Genomic DNA, 18,770 nt, shown 5'->3' with positions numbered 1-18,770 from the left:
ACCGGCCACCTCTCAGTGTGAGTGCAATGGAGCGAAGTGCTCCGCGAAGGGATCGGGGCTGTAGCCAGCTGCGGCAAACAGATGACTGCGCGATTCCTCAGTGGCTCGATGCAGTTGCTCACGATCCACGCCCAACACCACACCAGCCTGTTTGCGGATGCGCCCGGCGATGATCACAGTGTCGATGTCGCCTCGTTCCGCCGCATGCACCACGGTGCCCAAGGCATTGCTCGACGGGTACACGCTGAGGTTGTCGGTGCGAATCAGCACGATGTCGGCCTGTTTGCCCGGCGTGAGGCTGCCGATGCGCGTTTCGAGGCCTGCACACGCGGCGCCATCGAGGGTCGCCGCTTTGAGCAGTTGTGCTGCACTGACCAGTTCCGGTGCTTGCTGGCCATGAAAACGTGCGGTATGCGCCGCTGCACGTTGCAGGTAAAACGCCACGCGCATTTCACCGAACATGTCGCCGCCATAGGAGCTTTCGTTGTCGACGCTGAGGCCCGGATTCATGCCGTGATCTACAGCTTTCTGCCAGGCGAAAACGCCGTCCTCCAGACCGTAGTGGGCATCGGAGCGCGGGCAGACATTCACCTTTACCCCGGCGCGGCGCAGGATTGACCAGCCCTGATCCGGCAGGCAGGTGCAGTGATTGAAGATGTTGTCCGGTCCCAGCAGTCCCTCTTCGTTCAAGGCTTCAAGCTCCGCCGCCATTGCGGCGCCGAAGAACTCGGTAACGATGGGCAGACCCAGCTCACGGGCGACCGCCCATTGTTCGCGGTCGATCTGCGCCATCATCGCCAGCGTCACCAGTGAATCGGGCGAACCGGCATATTTGTCCTTGATGCGGCGCAGATCACCCGGCCATTGCACAGACTCCCACTCACCCGACAAAGGCGCGCCCGGCGCATGCACGGCGCGGATACCGGCATCGTGCAAGGCATCGATGGCCGCATCAGAATGCGCGCCGCTGCGAGCGTTATGGGAGTTATCGATGAACGTGGTGATGCCGGCGTTGATCGCGCCCAATGCAGTCAACAGATTGCCGACGTACATATCCTGCGGGCGGTAATATTTGGCGAACGAGAAATGCGTGGCGTTGCAGTAATCTTCCAGGGACTGCGAATTGGGATTGATCCGGCGCAACTGCCCTTCCCACGCGTGGCGATGGGTATCGACCATGCCCGGGATCACAATCATGCCTTTGGCGTCGATCACTTCGGCATCCGGCGCTTCAAGCCCTGTACCGACCTGGAGAATTTCCGTACCGCGAATCAGCACGTCGCCTTCGATGAAATTGCCCAATCGCTCGTCCTTGGTGATCACGGTGCCGCCCTTGATCAACAGCAATCGCTGCGCGTCGGGCAATGGCGCGAGCGCGGAAGTCAGAACATCGAAATAGGTATTGAATGACATGAAAGGCTCCTCGACAGGGGTTGGCACACTGGCCTGTAGCCGCATTGTCTGACTGGAAGCCTTTATTTAGAATACTGAAACACCTACAAACATTATGAAGCTGAGAATACATAATGCGTGATCAAGAGTTTGGCCATCTGCGGGCGTTTTTCGCCGTCGCACGCGAGCGTAATTTTTCTCGCGCTGCGCAATCGCTGGGGGTTTCGCCTTCAGCGCTGAGCCAGACCATCAAAGGTCTGGAGGAACGTCTTGGCGTGCGTCTGCTCAACCGCACTACGCGCAGCGTTTCCACCACCGAGGCTGGCGGCAAACTGTTCGAGCGGCTGGGAGAGGTTTTTGCCGATCTGGAGTCGGCACTGGAACAGCTCAATGATTACCGCGACACGCCAGTAGGCACCCTGCGCATCTGTGCGCCGCAGGTGGCGATGCTGCATTTCATTCAGCCGATACTGCCGGCGTTTCAAGCAGCCTATCCGGACATCAAACTCGAGCTGACCACCGATGACAGCACCGCCGACATCGTCGCCCAGGGTTTTGATGCGGCGATCCGCCTGGGAGAATTCATCGAACAGGACATGTTTGCGCTCAAGCTCAGCGAGCCGTTGACGCAAATCGCCATCGCCTCGCCACACTACCTGCAAGGCAAACAACGCCCGCAGGAACCTGCCGATCTGTTACAACACCGTTGCGTGAACTGGCGCCGCTCTGGCGAAACCGGTTTGTACAAATGGCGGTTTTTCCGCGACGGTCTGCCGTTCGAACTGAGCGTGAAAGGTTCGCTGGTGGTGAGTGACTGCGCCGTTGCCATGCAATCGGCGCTGGATGGTTTAGGCATCACGGTGTGGATCCGTGAATGGATCAAAGACGAACTGGACAGCGGCGCACTGGTGGCATTGCTGGAAGAGTGGTCAACGCCCTTCCCCGCGTTTTACCTGTACTACCCCAGCAACCGGCAGATGTCGTCGGCATTGCAGGCATTCATCGGCGCCCTGCGTAACGCGCATTAAGCAGCGCTGGCACCACGCATCGGCGCAAACGCTTCAGCGCCGCCATAGAGCAACGCTTTGGCGCCTAGGGTCAGCAGCGATAAAAACGCGAACAGCAGGCCACACCAGATCGTGCCCGGCAGCCCCCAGGTGTCGATGAACACCCCGCCGATCCACGAGCCCAGGGCAATCCCGGCGTTGGCCGCCGACACGTACAAACTGGTGGCGAACGAATGCGCTTCAGGTGCGGTGCCGGTCAGCCACATCTGCGTGATGATCATGCCGCTGGTATGAATGGCGCCCCACAGCAACACGATCAACAACATCGAACCTACCGAAGCGCTGCCGAAGCTGGCCAGAATCAGGTAAGCGATGCTCAGCAGAATTGGAAATGACAGCGCCGTCGCCACCAGATGATTCGCCAGGGCACGTCCGGCCAACAAATTGCCGAGTACCCCGCCGACACCGAAAATCACCAGGAGGAAACTGATGGTTTCACCGTCCAGACCTGTCTGGTTCTTCAGGTATTCAGCGGCATAGCTGTACACCGAGAACTTGGCGGTGAACACCAGCACTGTCGCAATGATCGCCAGCCAGACCGGCGGCTTTTTCAAGATTGATAACTGGCTGGAGAAACTCTCCGGCGCCGCTTTCTGGTGTGGCAATTTCAGCAGCAAACCAAGCCCGGCCAGCAATGTCGCCACCGCGCAAAACAGGATCGACGCTTCATAGGAAAAACGCCCCGCCAGCCATGCGGTGAGCGGCACGCCAAACACAAGTCCCAGCGTTGTGCCGATGAACGCCGTGGTAGTTGCGTGGGTTGCGCGCTCCTTGGGGTACAACGAAATCGCTGCCGCAAACGCTGCCGAGAAGAACACCGGATGCAACATCGCCGGCAGTACACGCAGCGCCATCAACGTCGAATAGGTCGGCGCGTAAGCGGAGAAAACACTGCACAACGAGAAACACAACAGCGCTCCGACCAGCACCTTCTTGCGCTCGAAACGAGAAAAGACCAACACCAGAAATGGCCCGCAAACAGCGACGATGAAGGCGAACAGGCTCATCAACAACCCGGCTTGGGCGACGCTGACGGCGAAACGCTCGACGATCAGCGGCAGGATGCCGACCACGCCAAGTTCCAGGGTGTACAGCCCGAAAAGGCCGAGAATGATAAAAGGCATGACAGACATGGGATGCGGAGAACGGCTCATAAAAACTCACACACTGAAAGTGAACAACACACGGCCCCTTGTTGGAGCCGGCAGGCCAGCGCCAACAAGGCTTTCATGGATGGGCGTCAGGGCTTGCTGAAATCAACCACAACCTTGCCAAACGCGCCGCGATTGAGATGAGCGAACGCTTCGCGCACCTGATCGAAGGCATAGGTCGCATCGATTACCGGTTTGATCCCGTGGTGGTCGATCATCCGCACCATGTCCTCGAATGCGCGACGTGGGCCGACGGCCACCGCGACAATCGAGGCACGGCTGCCGAGCAGCGGCATGATCGGCGTGCGCAATTCGTCAGAGTCGAGCAGGCCGATAATCGACACCCGACCGCCAGGTACGACCGCTTGCAGGGAGCGCCCGAGATTGTCGCCGCCGGCCATTTCCAGAATGTGATCGGCGCCGCGTCCCTCGGTCAGTTCCAGCACTGCGCTGTGCCATTGGGGTGTAGTCGTGCGATTGATGCCGTGGGTAGCACCGAGCGCGATGGCCTGGGCGATTTTCTCGTCACTGCTGCTGGTGACGATCACTTTGGCACCGCTGGCAGCCGCCAGTTGTACGGCGAAAAGCGAAACGCCGCCCGTGCCCTGCACCACCACCGTTTGCCCGGTGTGCAAATGGCCGAGTTCGATCAATGCCATCCATGCCGTCAGTGCGGCTATCGGCAACGTACTCGCTTCGACGGCGCCAAGGTGTTTGGGTGCGCGAACGCACCATTCAGCCGGGGTCACCACGTATTCAGCCAACATGCCCGGAATCGGCCCGCCCTGGGTTGGCATTTCCGCCCACGTCTTGGGATTACCGTCGATCCAGTTGGTAATGTAAGTGGAGATCACTCGCTCACCGACAGCAAAACGAGTCACGCCCTCACCCACCGCAACCACGGTGCCGGCCATGTCCGAGGCGGGCGTGAAGGGGAACTTCAGCGCTGCCGTCATGCCGTTTTCTACCACTTGGGTATCGCGATAATTAAGCGAGACGGCTTCGATTTTCACCAGAATCTCCCCGGCTTTCGGGGTTGGACGCGCTGCCTGAACCAGGCTGAGGTTATCGAGGCCAAACGCGGAAATTTCCCAACGCTGCATTGAGTCAGACATGACAATAATCTCGGTAGTGGACTGTGGCGCTGATAGTAAAAGCTGCCACTTACCGAGATTAAGCAGGTCTGCGTTCCGGTACTTACGGACAATTTTTTCCGTAATGGCTAAGGTAAAGTGAGCACCTGCGCAGGCATTGAGAATCGTCATGGACAGCTTGAACACGTTGAGCGTTTTTGTGTCGGTAGCCGAAACCCGCAGTTTCGTCGCGACGGGACGTCTGTTCGGGGTCTCCGCGTCAGCCATCGGTAAAAGCATCACGCGTCTGGAGGAGCGTTTCGGCGTGCGGTTGTTCAATCGCAGCACGCGCAGTGTCATGCTGACCGAGGACGGCACGCGACTGCTTGAACGCAGTTTGCGCATCCTCGGTGAAATCGCAGCCGCTGAAGAGGAGTTTTCTCAGACCCACGCCACACCCCGTGGCCGCCTCAAAATCAGTTTGCCACTGGTGGGCGAGCCGTTTTTACCAGTGCTGGCACAATTCAAGAAAACCTATCCGGCAGTAGATCTTGATCTGACTTTCGATGACCGAAGGGTGGATGTGATTGAGGAAGGCTACGACGCGGTGTTGCGCGCCGGAGAGGTGCCGGACTCCAGTCTGACCTCACGCCTGATCGGCAGTTATCGGATGATTCTGGTGGGCGCTCCGAGCTACTTTCAGACGCATGGCGAGCCACAACAGGCTACGGATCTGCTCAGCCATTCGTGCATTCAGTTTCGCTTTCCCAACACCGGCAAGCTACAGGTCTGGCCCTTGCGCGAAGCTGGCCAGGAAGTCGATCTGCAACTACCGACCTCAATGGTCTGCAACAACCTCGAAGCACGGATCTGTTTTGCACTGCGAGGTATTGGTATTGCCTACCTGCCGGACTTTTGCGTCAGTGACGCCTTGGCATGCGGGCAGTTGCAACGCATCCTGCCCGACTGTTCGGAAACCGGCGTCTACCGAATCATGTGGCCCTCGGGCAAGCATCCACAGTTGAAACTGAGAGTGTTTATTGACTTTCTCAAAGAGCATCTGTTTCCCGCGCAAACATCAACCTAACCGACCAATGCAATCAACTGATGCCGCTGCGCATCAGTGAGCATCGGCCCGAATCCGGCCCTGACGTTATCGGCCATGTAGCGTGGATTGCCGGTGCCCGGAATCACGCAAGTCACCGCCGGATGCGCGAGCAGAAACTTCAGCGCCAGTTGCGGCCAGCTGTTGACTTGTACATCCGACACCCACGCCGGCAGCGGTTTGCCCTTGAGCCGGGCGAGCAAGCCACCGCCGCCAAAGGGCCGATTGCAGATCACCGCCACGCCACGCTCGCGGCACAGCGGCAGGATGCGTTTTTCCACGCCCCGGTCGTCGAGGGCGTAGTTGATTTGCAGAAAATCCAGTTGTTCGGCCTTCAACACCGCTTCGACTTCGTCATAGGCCGAAGGCGTGTAGTGCGTGATGCCGATGTAGCGAATGCGCCCCTGCTCTTTCCATTCACGCAGGGTCGGCAGATGGGTTTGCCAATCCAGCAGATTGTGGATCTGCATCAAGTCGATGCGCTCAGTGCGCAGCAGGCTGAACGACTGCTCCATCTGCGCGATGCCCTCCTCGCGCCCGCGTGTCCATACCTTGGTCGCCAGAAACGCGGGCGAGCGCGGTTGGTGGATCGACAACAACTCGCCCGTGGTCGCTTCAGCGCGACCATACATGGGCGAACTGTCGATGACCGTGCCGCCCTTGGCGAACAGTTCGTCGAGCACCGCTGGCAGTTGCTTGTAGGCCGGGTCGCCCGGCCCGACGTCGAAACCGCGATAAGTGCCCAACCCGACCATGGGTAGTGGCTCGGAGCTAGCTGGGATGACGCGGGTCTGCATGGCCTGGCCTCCGGGAACGGCGGGCGATGTGGCAGTGGCCAACGCCCGATCAAAGGTGAAGACCGCCGAAACCCCGGCAGCCAGCGTGAGCAATCGGCGACGGGAGTAACCCTCAGTGTGGCTCATGCTGGTTCCCCTGCTGCGTGGATCTGTTGCACGTTGTGTGCGAAGGCTGCCGGTGCGAACCGCTGGACTACACTGCGACAGCGCCCCCTCACTCCCCGTTAAAAGTAGCCGAATGTCCCGAACCCTGATGTCACTCGTCGTATTGATCGTTGCCGTGTACCTGGTGCTGTGCGCGGCGCTGTTCTTTTTCCAGCGCTCGCTGATCTGGTTTCCCCAGCCCAACGCGTTCAACAACGCCGACTCACAACTGACCCTGTCGATGCCGGACGCGCAGGTTTCGGTGATCACCCGCGAGCGCGTCGGGCCGCGAGCGCTGATCTATTTCGGTGGCAATGCCGAGGACGTGTCGCGCAATCTGCCGGAGTTTGCCCAGGCGTTTCCAGATTACGCGGTGTACCTGCTCAACTATCGTGGCTTTGGTGGCAGCGGCGGCTCGCCGTCAGAAGAGGCAATTGCCGAGGATGCCCTGGCGCTGTTCGATCAGGTGTATGCCAGCCATCCGCAGGTTGCGGTGATCGGACGCAGTCTCGGTTCCGGAGTGGCTGTGCGTCTGGCCAGTCAGCGACCGGTGCAGCAACTGATTCTGGTGACGCCGTACAACAGCCTTGAAGAAATCGCTGCCAGGCAATATCCGTGGGTGCCGGTAAAGTGGTTGCTCAAGGATCGGTTCGAGTCGGGCAAGTACGCCGCGCATATCCGCGTGCCGACGTTGCTGCTCGCGGCAAGTGACGACGAAGTGATTCCCCGCGCCAGCACGCAGCGCTTGCTGGAGAATTTCCCGCAAGGCGTGGCGGTGCTCAGGGTGGTGCCGGATTCGGGGCATAACTCGATTTCGGACCGTGTGCAGTATCTGGAATGGATGGGGGAAGTGTTGAATCGCTGATGAGGGTTTGCCTGTACTTTTTGTGTTGGCTGGGCGGGCGCCATCGCTGGCAAGCCAGCTCCCACAGTGTTTGCGGTGAACACAGTTTTTTGTGGACGACTCCATACCCTGTGGGAGCTGGCTTGCCAGCGATAGCGCCAGACAAACCACCGCCCATGTCCCTGAATCGTCGCTCCGCCCCTTGAACCAAGTCCCGAATCCCCAGTCCTACCCGCGCCGCTTTCTGCGGTTCACTCAACTTTTGCGCTGTCCTCCTTCAGAGCTGCCCGTCTCATGCGCCACGCCGTTCGCTCGTCTCGCCTGGTTTCGCTGTGCCTGCTGATCCTTTCGCCCCTGTTAGCTGAAACCGCGCATGCCGGCGCGGAGCGCCAACTGGTGGCTGCCATCAATGACTATCGCGCCCACCCGCAACGCTGCGATCGGCGCCCCGTGCAACGCCTGGCGCCGTTGGCGCTGAAGTCGAACCTCGCCTTGCCGGTCGGCTATCGCTATGGCGGTGGCTTGCGCGAAGCACTGAAGTCGTCCGGTTACTCGGCGGTGGCGGTGCGCAGCATCCGCATTGTCGGGGCGCAGGATGCCGAAGAGGCTTTCGACCTGCTGCAAAGCGACTACTGCGGTGCGTTGCTCGACGCTCAGTACGCTGACATTGGCATCAGCCGAGCGCGCAGTGAATGGCAAGTGGTGTTGGCGCAACCGGTGGTTGATAGTCGTGTCGGCGATAACCGCAGCGTCGGCAAAGCCCTGCTCGCCGAGGTCAACGCTGCCCGCGCCCGGCCACGGATGTGTGGACGCCAGCGCTTCGCCGCCGCTCGGCCGTTGAGCTGGAATGCCGCCCTCGGCGCCGCTGCACAAGGGCATAGCAAAGCCATGGCTTACGGCAACTATTTCGCCCACCGCGACCCCGACGGTGATCTGCCCGCCGATCGCGCCCGGGCCGCCGGCTATCGGGGTCGGCAAATCGGCGAAAACATTGCCGCCGGACAGAGTTCACCCGGCAAGGCGATGGCCGGTTGGCTGGCCAGCCCCGGGCACTGCGCCAATCTGATGAACCCGATGTTCACCCAGGTCGGCGCCGGGTTCGCCAGCGAGGCGCGCAGTGATGAAGGGGTTTACTGGACGATGCTCTTTGGCGCGCCTTGACCGGCCGCGCCAAGTCCCAGTTTCAGCAACTCCTTGCGCAGTATTGAGGGTTTCAGCACAGCCATTCCCGCCTGCCAGTCGAGTGGCAATAACTGATTGAGCTTTTGTTGGCTGACGTCGGCAGGCGCCAGCAGGCAGCTTTTCTGGTCGCGGATACCAATGACGTTGAGCAGCCCGTCTTCGCCTTGTTCTGCCATCCAGCGATTGATCATCGGCTGGTGTTTTTGCAGCAAGGCGTCGGCATCCCATACCGTCATTTGGGCGAAAACGTGCGGCAGCTTGCTTTCGGGTTTCATCCGTTTCATATCGGCCGCCAACGCGCCAGCAAGGTCTGCCTCGATGCTCGCCTGGCATTCAAGAAAATACTGTTGCGGCCAGTCGATGCTCAGTTTTCCTCGGGGGGCGAGTTCGCCATAGGCGTCGATATCTGCTGCGGTGGTCATCTGCCCGGTGAAATTCAGCGTGTTATCCAGAATCGCCGTGGCCAGCAATGCGGCACTTTGTACGCTGATCTGCGACAACAAACCGGCCGTCTGCCAACGCTGAAAAATCTGAGTTGCCGCCGCGCCGATCGCCTGGATGTCGGCGGCAGCGCCAAGCTTCTGCGCCCAGTAACTTTCGTAGCCCGGATGATGGTCGATGACCTCCACCACTTGATCGAGCACCACTATCGGGTCGAAATGGTGATAGTCGGAAACGTCGACCAGGATGAATTGGTCGTTCGTTTTTGGGCTGTAGTCGCCAAGACCGCCGCGCCAAGCGAGCACGGTTTTCGACACGCTGGCGTTAGGTTGCGCGCTACTGACGGCGCGGGCGGGAGTGCCTTGCAGATTGAGCAGTTCTGCGTAGGCGATGCAGCAGGCGTAGGCGTCGATGTCCAGATAGGATGCGCCGGAGGTGATGATTTTCATGGCCGGCAACATCGCACAGGTTTGTGACGGTTGGGTGACGAAAAAAGATCGCAGCCTCGTTTCACTCGACAGCTCCTACAGTCCAGCAGGTCAACAGGACTGCGATCTTTGGGTTTCAGGCTGCGGCTTTACCGGCGGCCACCATCGCCGAAGCCGCCAGCATTGCGCGCAACAACACCGCACACCCTGCCGCCAGATCATCCGGTGCCGCGTTCTCGATTTCGTTGTGGCTGATGCCGCCCTCACATGGCACGAAAATCATCCCCGCCGGCCCCAGTTCGGCGAGGAAGATCGCGTCGTGACCGGCACCGCTGACGATGTCCATGTGCGACAGGCCCAGACCTTTCGCAGCACCCCGTACGGCTTCCACGCAGCCCTTTTCGAAGTACAACGGAGGGAAATCGGCTGTCGGGGTCAGCTCGTAGGTCAGACCATGTTCTTCGCACGTGGTCTCGATGACTTGCTTCACCTCGGCGATCATCGAGTCGAGGCGCGCCGGTTCCAGATGGCGGAAGTCGAGGGTCATGCGCACCTCTCCGGGGATGACGTTGCGCGAACCGGGATAGGCTTGCAGGCAGCCCACCGTGCCGCAGGCGTGGGGTTGATGGCCGAGGGCAGCGCGGTTGACGGCGCCGACGATCACCGAGGCGCCGACCAGCGCATCCTTACGCAAGTGCATTGGCGTCGGGCCGGCATGCGCTTCGACACCGCGCAGCTTCAGGTCGAACCATTTCTGCCCGAGTGCGCCGAGGACCACGCCGATGGTTTTCTGTTCGTCTTCGAGGATCGGGCCTTGTTCGATGTGTGCCTCGAAATAGGCGCCGACCTTGTGGCCGCTGACTTTGCGTGGGCCGGCGTAGCCAATGGCATTCAACGCCTCGCCGACGGTGACACCTTCGGCATCGACTTTGGCGAGGGTTTCTTCGAGGGTAAATTTCTCGGCAAACACGCCGGAGCCCATCATGCACGGGGCGAAGCGCGAGCCTTCTTCGTTGGTCCAGACCACCACTTCCAGTGGCGCTTCGGTTTCCACACCGAGGTCGTTGAGGGTGCGTAACACTTCGACGCCGGCGAGCACGCCGAAGCAGCCGTCAAACTTGCCGCCAGTGGGTTGGGTGTCGATGTGGCTGCCGGTCATCACTGGCGGCAGGTTTGGATTGCGGCCCGGGCGACGGGCGAAGATGTTGCCGACTTCGTCGACCGTGACGCTGCATCCGGCGTCCTTGCACCATTGCACGAACAGATCGCGGGCCTGACGGTCGAGGTCAGTCAGGGCCAGGCGACAGACCCCGCCCTTGACCGTGGCGCCGAGTTTGGCCAGTTCCATGAGCGATGCCCAGAGGCGGTCGCGGTTGATGTGCTGATGGGTCGATTGCAGAACGTCTACGGCTGCGTTCATGGGGATCTCCTCAGGCTGCTTTTCTTATGGATGTTGCTGTGGTGTCTGGTAGACCGTTATCGCGAGCAGGCTCACTCCTACAGGGGAGCGCATTCCAAATTGTAGGAGTGAGCCTGCTCGCGATGAGGCCATTGCTTACACCGCTGATTTCGCGACCGAAGGCTGCGCACGCATCACGCACAGCCCGTAATAAATGATTCCGCCCAACGCCGAGCCGGTGAACCAGCCGTAGCTGTAAAACCAGCTGAACGCATCGCTGCCCAGCGACAGCAGCGTCAGCACCACCGGCACGCCGAACGCGAGGAACCCGGCCCAGTTCCACGCCGGATACACGTCATCGCGGTACAACCCGGCCAGATCCAGTTGCTGTTTCTTGATCAGGAAATAGTCGACCACCATGATTCCGGCAATCGGCCCGAGCAGGCTCGAATAGCCCAGCAGCCAGTTGGAATAGACACTTTCCAGGCTGACATCGGAAACGATCCAGCCGAGTTTTTTCAACAGTTCGTGGGCCATCAACGCCAGCCCCACCACGCCGGTGAGCAACACCGCTTTGGTGCGGTTGATCACTTTGGGCGCAATGTTCTGGAAGTCGTTGGTCGGCGAAACAATGTTGGCAGCGGTGTTGGTCGACAGCGTGGCGATGATGATCAGCGCCATCGCCACCGCGACCCACACCGGGCTCTGGATATGACCGATCAACGTGACCGGATCAGACACCGTGACGCCGACCAGTTTGACCGACGCCGCCGTCATCACCACGCCCAGTGCCGCGAACAGAAACATGGTCAGAGGCAAGCCGATGATCTGGCCGAGGATCTGATCCTTCTGGCTCTTGGCGTAACGGCTGAAGTCAGGAATGTTCAGCGACAACGTCGCCCAGAATCCGACCATCGCCGTCAGCCCCGCGGCGAAGTAGCCGACCACACTGGCGCCTTCCGGACGTTTGGCCGGGATCGCCATGAGTTCGGTCATCGACACGTTCGGCATCGCCCACACCAGCAGGCCGATCCCGACCGCCACCAGCAACGGCGCCGATAAAGTTTCCAGCCACTTGATCGACTCGGCACCACGAATCACCACCCACAGGTTCAGCGCCCAGAACACCATGAAACCAATCACCTCCCCTGTCCCGCCGAGGGATTTCCAGCCGTCGAACACCGAGCCGAGAAACAGGTGAATCGCCAATCCGCCGAACATCGTCTGAATACCGAACCAGCCGCACGCCACCAGCGCGCGAATCAGGCACGGCACGTTGGAGCCAAGAATGCCGAACGATGAGCGCAGCAGCACCGGAAACGGAATGCCGTACTTGGTGCCGGGAAACGCGTTGAGCGTGAGCGGAATCAGCACGATGATGTTGGCGAACAGAATCGCCAGCAGCGCTTCACCGACGCTCAAACCAAAGTACGCCGTGAGCACACCGCCGAGGGTGTAAGTCGGCACGCAGATCGACATGCCGACCCACAGTGCGGTGATGTGCCATTTGTTCCAGGTTCGTTCGCGCACCTTGGTCGGTGCCATGTCGTGGTTGTAACGGGGACTGTCGAGGACGTCGCTGCCGGCTTCGAGTTCGAACAAGCCGTCGCGCTCGGTCACTTGCGATCTGTTCTGTTGCATGGCCGCTCCACTGTTCTTCTGATTATTTTTTTGCTCATCAGGCGGCTGCACACACAGGTGCGAACCGGACGATGGCCGGAGGAACTGACAACTTTCATGCACCGGCCACGGTGTCAGCGGCGGCATCAATAAACGTGCCGGGTGCCCCGCTTGCGCATCGGGCGGTGTTTCAAACGCTTTGCAACTTTCTGATATCTATCAGTTTTAATTATTCACCGAGTGAGTCCGCGAATACTTGTCTGAACGCTCAGGCTAAACGTCCGGCAAGTTGTCCGAACAGACAGGACTCAAACTGGTGCACTGCATTTATTTTCATGCTGTGCGAACAACCGCAGCTCAACTTCAAGCGGCTGATTTCACATAGGAAATCTTGCTCATATTTCCATCCTGTCAAGTGCGTCAAAATGGTGAGCAGCCTCACCATTTTGGTGACTTTCATTTTTTATCGTTGTTTTTCAATGAGTTAAAACAACTATAAGCTTATAAAAAATAATCTTGATCTATTCCAGAACTGAGACTAGCTTCTATTCCTGACAGCACTGACAGGAATACACCCTGCACCGCTGTACATCAATAAAACATTTAGAACCGACACAAGTCGGTCATGCCTGCGAGGAACTCGGAATGTCTCTGTTGATCCGTGGCGCCACCGTTGTTACCCATGATGAAAGTTACCGCGCCGACGTCTATTGCGCCGACGGCGTGATCAAAGCCATTGGTGAAAACCTTGATGTTCCCGCCGACGCCGAAGTGCTCGATGGCAGCGGCCAATACCTGATGCCCGGCGGCATCGATCCCCACACCCACATGCAACTGCCGTTCATGGGCACCGTCGCCAGCGAAGACTTCTACAGCGGCACCGCTGCAGGTCTGGCCGGCGGTACCACGTCGATCATCGATTTCGTCATTCCCAATCCGCAGCAATCGTTGATGGAGGCGTTTCATCAGTGGCGCGGCTGGGCCGAGAAGTCTGCGTCGGACTATGGCTTCCATGTCGCGATCACCTGGTGGAGCGAGCAGGTCCGCGAGGAAATGGCCGAACTGGTCAGCCATCACGGCATCAACAGCTTCAAGCATTTCATGGCCTACAAGAACGCGATCATGGCCGCCGACGACACGCTGGTGGCGAGCTTCGAGCGCTGCCTGGAACTCGGCGCGGTGCCAACCGTGCACGCGGAAAACGGCGAGCTGGTCTATCACCTGCAACGCAAATTGATGGCCCAGGGCATCACCGGACCGGAAGCGCACCCACTGTCGCGTCCGTCGCAGGTCGAAGGTGAAGCGGCGAGCCGGGCCATCCGCATTGCCGAGACCATCGGTACGCCGCTGTATCTGGTGCACGTCTCGACCAAGGAAGCTCTCGACGAAATCACCTACGCCCGCAGCAAGGGCCAACCGGTTTACGGTGAAGTGCTGGCCGGGCATCTGCTGCTCGATGACAGCGTCTACCAACACCCGGACTGGCAGACCGCCGCCGGTTACGTGATGAGTCCGCCGTTCCGTCCGCGTGGTCATCAGGAGGCGCTGTGGCATGGCTTGCAAAACGGCAATCTGCACACCACCGCCACCGACCATTGCTGTTTCTGCGCCGAGCAAAAAGCCGCCGGGCGCGACGATTTCAGCAAGATTCCCAATGGCACGGCCGGCATCGAAGACCGCATGGCCGTGCTTTGGGATGAAGGCGTGAACAGCGGACGGTTGTCGATGCAGGACTTCGTCGCCCTCACGTCCACCAATACCGCGAAAATCTTCAATCTCTACCCGCGCAAAGGCGCTATCCGGGTCGGCGCCGATGCCGATCTGGTGCTGTGGGACCCGCAAGGTACCCGCACCATTTCCGCCAAGACCCACCATCAGCAGGTGGACTTCAACATCTTCGAAGGCAAGACCGTGCGCGGTGTGCCAAGCCACACCGTCAGCCAGGGCCGGGTGGTCTGGGCCGACGGCGACCTGCGCGCCGAGCGCGGGGCCGGGCGGTACATCGAACGGCCGGCGTATCCGGCGGTGTTTGATTTGCTGAGCAAGCGGGCTGAGCAACATCGTCCAACCGCAGTGAAACGCTAAAGCGAGGCCTTCGGCCTCATCGCGAGCAGGCTCACTCCTACAGGTGTACGCATTCCAAATGTAGGAGTGAGCCTGCTCGCGATGGCGCCATTTCAGGCAATACAAAAACCACTGCCCATCAGAGGCAGCACCTCAATTAACCATGAGGCCATAAACCGTGATCGAGACCCTGAACCATCTCCCGCACCCGCACGAAAGTGCGGCCGCCCTCGCCGGCCATTTCTCCGATCTGGCGCCACCGCTCAACGACCGCCAGGCGCATCTGGAAGCTTCGCGCTGCCTGTATTGCTACGACGCGCCGTGCGTGAATGCCTGCCCGAGCGAGATCGACATTCCGTCGTTCATCCGCAATATCCATCAGGACAACGTGCCCGGTGCCGCGCAGAAAATCCTTTCGGCGAACATTCTCGGCGGCAGTTGCGCACGGGTCTGTCCGACGGAAATCCTTTGCCAGCAGGCCTGCGTGCGCAATAACGCCCATGAATGCGCACCGGTCTTGATCGGCCTGCTGCAACGTTACGCCGTGGACAACGCGCATTTCACCGAGCACCCCTTCCAGCGCGCCGCTGCCACGGGTAAGCGCATCGCCGTCGTCGGTGCCGGCCCGGCGGGTCTGTCCTGCGCACATCGCAGTGCAATGCACGGCCACGACGTGGTGATTTTCGAAGCGAGGGAGAAGGCTGGTGGCCTCAACGAATACGGGATCGCCAAGTACAAACTGGTCGATGACTACGCGCAGAAGGAACTGGATTTTCTCCTGCAGATTGGCGGCATCGAAATTCGTCACGGGCAGAAGCTCGGCGAAAATCTGAGCCTCAGCGAATTGCATCAACAGTTCGACGCGGTGTTCCTCGGCCTCGGCCTCAACGCCAGCAAACAGCTTGGCCTGCCCCACGAAGACGCCCCCGGCCTGCTCGCCGCCACCGATTACATCCGCGAATTGCGCCAGGCCGATGACCTCACGCAATTGCCACTGGCTGAGCGCTGCATCGTCCTCGGCGCCGGCAACACCGCCATCGACATGGCCGTGCAAATGGCTCGCCTCGGTGCCCGCGATGTCAATCTGGTGTATCGCCGTGGCGCCGCCGACATGGGCGCGACCGGTCACGAACAGGACATTGCCAAGGCCAATCAGGTGCGCCTGTTGACCTGGGCGCAACCGGAAGAAGTGCTGCTCGACGATCAGGGCCACGTGCGCGGCATGCGTTTCGCCCGCACCGATCTGGTCGACGGTCGTCTGCAAACCACCGGGGAAACCTTCGAACTGGCCGCCGATGCGATCTTTAAAGCCATCGGCCAGGCCTTCGACGGCAACGCCCTCGCCGACCCGCTGGCGCGCGAACTCAAACGGCAGGGCGAGCGCATTCAGGTCGATGAAAACCTGCGCACCAGCATCCCCGGCGTGTATGCCGGTGGCGACTGCACCAGTCTCGATCAGGACCTCACCGTGCAAGCGGTGCAACACGGCAAACGCGCCGCCGAAGCGATCAACGCGCAACTGATGCTCAATGTGGAGGCTGCGTAAATGGCCGATCTCTCGATAGTCTTCGCCGGCATCAAAGCCCCTAATCCGTTCTGGCTGGCGTCCGCGCCGCCGACCGACAAAGCCTACAACGTGGTCCGCGCCTTCGAGGCGGGCTGGGGCGGTGTGGTCTGGAAAACCCTTGGGGAAGATCCGGCAGCAGTCAACGTCTCCTCGCGTTACTCCGCGCATTACGGCAACAACCGCGAAGTGCTCGGGATCAACAATATTGAGCTGATCACCGACCGCTCGCTGGAAATCAACTTGCGCGAAATCACTCAGGTGAAGAAGGACTGGCCGGACCGGGCGCTGATCGTCTCGCTGATGGTGCCGTGCGTCGAGGAGTCGTGGAAATACATTCTGCCGCTGGTCGAAGCCACCGGCGCTGACGGCATTGAGCTGAATTTCGGTTGTCCGCACGGCATGCCTGAACGTGGCATGGGCGCGGCGGTCGGTCAGGTGCCGGAATACGTCGAACAGGTCACGCGCTGGTGCAAGACTTACTGCTCGCTGCCGGTGATCGTCAAACTGACGCCGAACATCACCGACATCCGCGTTGCCGCCCGTGCTGCGCATCGTGGTGGCGCCGATGCGGTGTCGCTGATCAATACGATCAGCTCGATCACCAGCGTCGACCTCGAACACATGGTCGCCCTGCCCACTGTCGGTAGCAAAAGCACCCACGGCGGCTATTGCGGCTCGGCGGTCAAACCGATTGCGCTGAACATGGTGGCCGAGATTGCCCGTGACCCACAGACCCAGGGTTTGCCGATCTGCGGGATTGGCGGCATCGGCAGTTGGCGCGATGCGGCGGAATTCATGGCGCTGGGCAGCGGCGCGGTGCAGGTGTGCACGGCGGCGATGCTGCATGGGTTTCGGATTGTCGAGGAGATGAAGGACGGCTTGTCGCGATGGATGGACAGTCAGGGCTACACCAGCATCGCCGAGTTTTCCGGGCGCGCAGTGGGCAACACCACGGACTGGAAGTATCTCGATATCAACTATCAGGTGATTGCGAAGATTGATCAGGAGGCATGTATCGGCTGCGGGCGTTGCCACATTGCTTGCGAGGACACTTCACACCAGGCGATCAGCAGCCTGAAGCAGGCGGACGGGACGCATAAATATGAAGTGATCGATGAGGAGTGTGTGGGCTGCAATCTGTGCCAGATCACCTGCCCGGTGGCGGACTGTATCGAGATGGTGCCGATGGAAACGGGCAAGCCGTTTCTCGACTGGAATCATGATCCGAGAAATCCCTACCATGTGTCCCCTTGAGTTCAGTGGTGCCTGAACCGGAGCCATCGCGAGCAGGCTCACTCCTACATTTGGAATGCGTTCCCCTGTAGGAGTGAGCCTGCTCGCGATGAGGCCAGTCCGGCCACCTCAAGACTCAAGGCTCCAGGCCGATCCCGCGCAAGATCACACTGGTCACCGTCTGCACCGCCCGTTCGAACTGCATGTCCGACAGCGGCTGGTGCCCATTGAGAATATTCACCTGATGATCGAAGTCGGCGTAATGCTGGGTCGAGGCCCAGATCATGTACAGCAGGCTCGACGGCTCCACCGGCAGAATCCGCTTGTCCTCGACCCACTGACGGATCTTCGCCTCCTTCATCTTCGCCCAGTCATACAGGCTGACATCCAGCGCCTCACCCAGCGTCGGCGCACCGTGGATGATTTCGTTGGCCCAGACTTTCGAACCGTATGGCCGGCTGCGCGAGTGGTTCATCTTGGCGCGGATGTAGCTGCTGAGCACCACGCGCGGGTCGTCGAACATCTCGAAGCACAATGCATCCTGCTTCCACACTTCCAGCAGGTCGAACAGCACCGCGCTGTACAGTTCGCTTTTGGTTGAAAAGTAGTAATGCAGATTGGAGCGCGGCAGTTGCACCTCAGCAGCAATGTCGGCCATGGCGGTGCTGCCGAAGCCTTTTTCGGCGAAGACTTTTTCCGCCGCCAAGAGGATTTTTTCGACGTTACTGCGACGGATCTCGATCTTGTGATTGCCCATAAGGGCTCCCTGACAACAGCGTTGCCCAAGACTAGCATCCGCTCTGGTGCGCGGGCGACCGCTGAAAACAAAACTTCGTACAGACGTTGCCGGATGGCTAAACTGACGGCTTCTTCGATCCTGCCTCAGAGGTACCCGCGATGCTGTTCAAGAACCTCCTGACCACCACTGCCCTGCTCGCTTCGCTGTTCGCCGCCTCATCGGTATTCGCCCACGCCCACCTGACAAGCCAGACCCCGGCCGCCGACAGCACCGTCGCCGCCCCGGCCGATCTGCGCCTGACTTTTTCCGAAGGTGTTGAAGCCAGTTTCACCAAAGTCACTGTGACCAAGAATGGCGCGGACGTCGCGGTCAAAGCGCTGACCACCGAAAACGACAAGAAAACCCTGATCGTCACGCCGGCCACGCCGCTGACGGCGGGTGAGTACAAAGTCGAATGGCACGCCGTGTCAGTCGACACGCACAACAGCAAAGGCGCCTATCAGTTCAAGGTTGGCCAGTAATTC

17 protein-coding genes are annotated in these 18,770 nt (G+C 60.0%); 8 read left to right on the top strand and 9 right to left on the bottom strand.

Annotation, left to right across the window (positions count from 1 at the left end; all coding sequences use genetic code 11):
* Nucleotides 1-12: 12 nt before the first annotated feature.
* Nucleotides 13-1,413: an amidohydrolase family protein gene (locus JFT86_RS18450; RefSeq protein WP_242489279.1), complete on the bottom strand. Its 1,401-nt coding sequence runs from the start codon at nt 1,411-1,413 to the stop codon at nt 13-15.
* A gap of 113 nt (nt 1,414-1,526) precedes the next feature.
* Between JFT86_RS18450 and JFT86_RS18445 the strand changes: the two genes are divergently transcribed.
* Nucleotides 1,527-2,420: a LysR family transcriptional regulator gene (locus JFT86_RS18445; RefSeq protein ID WP_201232863.1), complete on the top strand. Its 894-nt coding sequence runs from the start codon at nt 1,527-1,529 to the stop codon at nt 2,418-2,420.
* On the opposite strand, the gene JFT86_RS18440 is transcribed toward JFT86_RS18445, so the two are convergent.
* Nucleotides 2,417-3,583: an MFS transporter gene (locus JFT86_RS18440; RefSeq protein ID WP_242489280.1), complete on the bottom strand. Its 1,167-nt coding sequence runs from the start codon at nt 3,581-3,583 to the stop codon at nt 2,417-2,419. The two genes, JFT86_RS18445 and JFT86_RS18440, sit on opposite strands and share 4 nt — an antisense overlap.
* Nucleotides 3,584-3,699: 116 nt before the next feature.
* Nucleotides 3,700-4,725: an NAD(P)-dependent alcohol dehydrogenase gene (locus JFT86_RS18435; RefSeq protein WP_201232865.1), complete on the bottom strand. Its 1,026-nt coding sequence runs from the start codon at nt 4,723-4,725 to the stop codon at nt 3,700-3,702.
* A gap of 148 nt (nt 4,726-4,873) precedes the next feature.
* Here JFT86_RS18435 and JFT86_RS18430 point away from each other — a divergent pair, with 148 nt between their 5' ends.
* Nucleotides 4,874-5,770: a LysR family transcriptional regulator gene (locus JFT86_RS18430; RefSeq protein ID WP_201232866.1), complete on the top strand. Its 897-nt coding sequence runs from the start codon at nt 4,874-4,876 to the stop codon at nt 5,768-5,770.
* Here JFT86_RS18430 and JFT86_RS18425 read toward each other — a convergent pair.
* Entirely contained in the window at nt 5,767-6,711 is a 945-nt protein-coding gene (locus JFT86_RS18425; RefSeq protein WP_201237779.1) for an aldo/keto reductase, read from the bottom strand. The genes JFT86_RS18430 and JFT86_RS18425 overlap by 4 nt on opposite strands.
* 112 nt (nt 6,712-6,823) lie before the next feature.
* Here JFT86_RS18425 and JFT86_RS18420 point away from each other — a divergent pair, with 112 nt between their 5' ends.
* Nucleotides 6,824-7,594 (top strand): alpha/beta fold hydrolase, encoded by a 771-nt coding sequence (locus tag JFT86_RS18420; protein ID WP_201237778.1) that lies wholly within the window; start codon nt 6,824-6,826, stop codon nt 7,592-7,594.
* 273 nt (nt 7,595-7,867) lie between these two features.
* Nucleotides 7,868-8,734: a CAP domain-containing protein gene (locus tag JFT86_RS18415; protein WP_201237777.1), complete on the top strand. Its 867-nt coding sequence runs from the start codon at nt 7,868-7,870 to the stop codon at nt 8,732-8,734.
* Here the strand turns inward: JFT86_RS18415 and JFT86_RS18410 are convergent.
* The 4 genes from JFT86_RS18410 to JFT86_RS18395 form a co-directional block, all read right to left on the bottom strand.
* On the bottom strand, nt 8,704-9,645 hold the full coding sequence (locus JFT86_RS18410; protein ID WP_201237776.1) for a DHH family protein: 942 nt from the start codon (nt 9,643-9,645) through the stop codon (nt 8,704-8,706). The genes JFT86_RS18415 and JFT86_RS18410 overlap by 31 nt on opposite strands.
* Before the next feature lie 115 nt (nt 9,646-9,760).
* Nucleotides 9,761-11,044, bottom strand: coding sequence for a Zn-dependent hydrolase (locus JFT86_RS18405; RefSeq protein WP_201237775.1), 1,284 nt, complete (start codon nt 11,042-11,044; stop codon nt 9,761-9,763).
* A gap of 135 nt (nt 11,045-11,179) precedes the next feature.
* Complete coding sequence (locus tag JFT86_RS18400) at nt 11,180-12,664, bottom strand: NCS1 family nucleobase:cation symporter-1 (protein WP_201237774.1); 1,485 nt, start codon at nt 12,662-12,664, stop codon at nt 11,180-11,182.
* Nucleotides 12,665-12,911: 247 nt separating this feature from the next.
* Nucleotides 12,912-13,103: a hypothetical protein gene (locus JFT86_RS18395; RefSeq protein ID WP_201232872.1), complete on the bottom strand. Its 192-nt coding sequence runs from the start codon at nt 13,101-13,103 to the stop codon at nt 12,912-12,914.
* A gap of 185 nt (nt 13,104-13,288) precedes the next feature.
* On the opposite strand from JFT86_RS18395, the gene hydA reads away from it, so the two are divergent.
* The 3 genes from hydA (at nt 13,289) to preA (ending at nt 17,528) form a co-directional block, all read left to right on the top strand.
* Complete coding sequence (hydA, locus tag JFT86_RS18390; protein WP_201237773.1) at nt 13,289-14,728, top strand: dihydropyrimidinase; 1,440 nt, start codon at nt 13,289-13,291, stop codon at nt 14,726-14,728.
* Between the two features lie 157 nt (nt 14,729-14,885).
* Complete coding sequence (locus JFT86_RS18385) at nt 14,886-16,253, top strand: NAD(P)-dependent oxidoreductase (protein ID WP_201237772.1); 1,368 nt, start codon at nt 14,886-14,888, stop codon at nt 16,251-16,253.
* Nucleotides 16,254-17,528: an NAD-dependent dihydropyrimidine dehydrogenase subunit PreA gene (gene preA / locus JFT86_RS18380; protein ID WP_201237771.1), complete on the top strand. Its 1,275-nt coding sequence runs from the start codon at nt 16,254-16,256 to the stop codon at nt 17,526-17,528.
* Nucleotides 17,529-17,643: 115 nt separating this feature from the next.
* On the opposite strand, the gene JFT86_RS18375 is transcribed toward preA, so the two are convergent.
* Nucleotides 17,644-18,264, bottom strand: a complete 621-nt coding sequence (locus JFT86_RS18375; protein ID WP_201237770.1) for a TetR/AcrR family transcriptional regulator — start codon at nt 18,262-18,264, stop codon at nt 17,644-17,646.
* Nucleotides 18,265-18,404: 140 nt separating this feature from the next.
* Here JFT86_RS18375 and copC point away from each other — a divergent pair, with 140 nt between their 5' ends.
* A complete protein-coding gene (gene copC, locus JFT86_RS18370; protein WP_201237769.1) occupies nt 18,405-18,767 on the top strand; it encodes a copper homeostasis periplasmic binding protein CopC in 363 nt (120 codons plus the stop codon).
* The last annotated feature ends 3 nt before the right edge of the window (nt 18,768-18,770 follow it).

It is taken from the genome of Pseudomonas sp. TH06 (assembly GCF_016651305.1).
Classification (GTDB): domain Bacteria; phylum Pseudomonadota; class Gammaproteobacteria; order Pseudomonadales; family Pseudomonadaceae; genus Aquipseudomonas.
The sequence above is the reverse complement of the archived record's forward strand: the minus strand, read 5'-3'. Positions and strand labels throughout refer to the sequence as shown.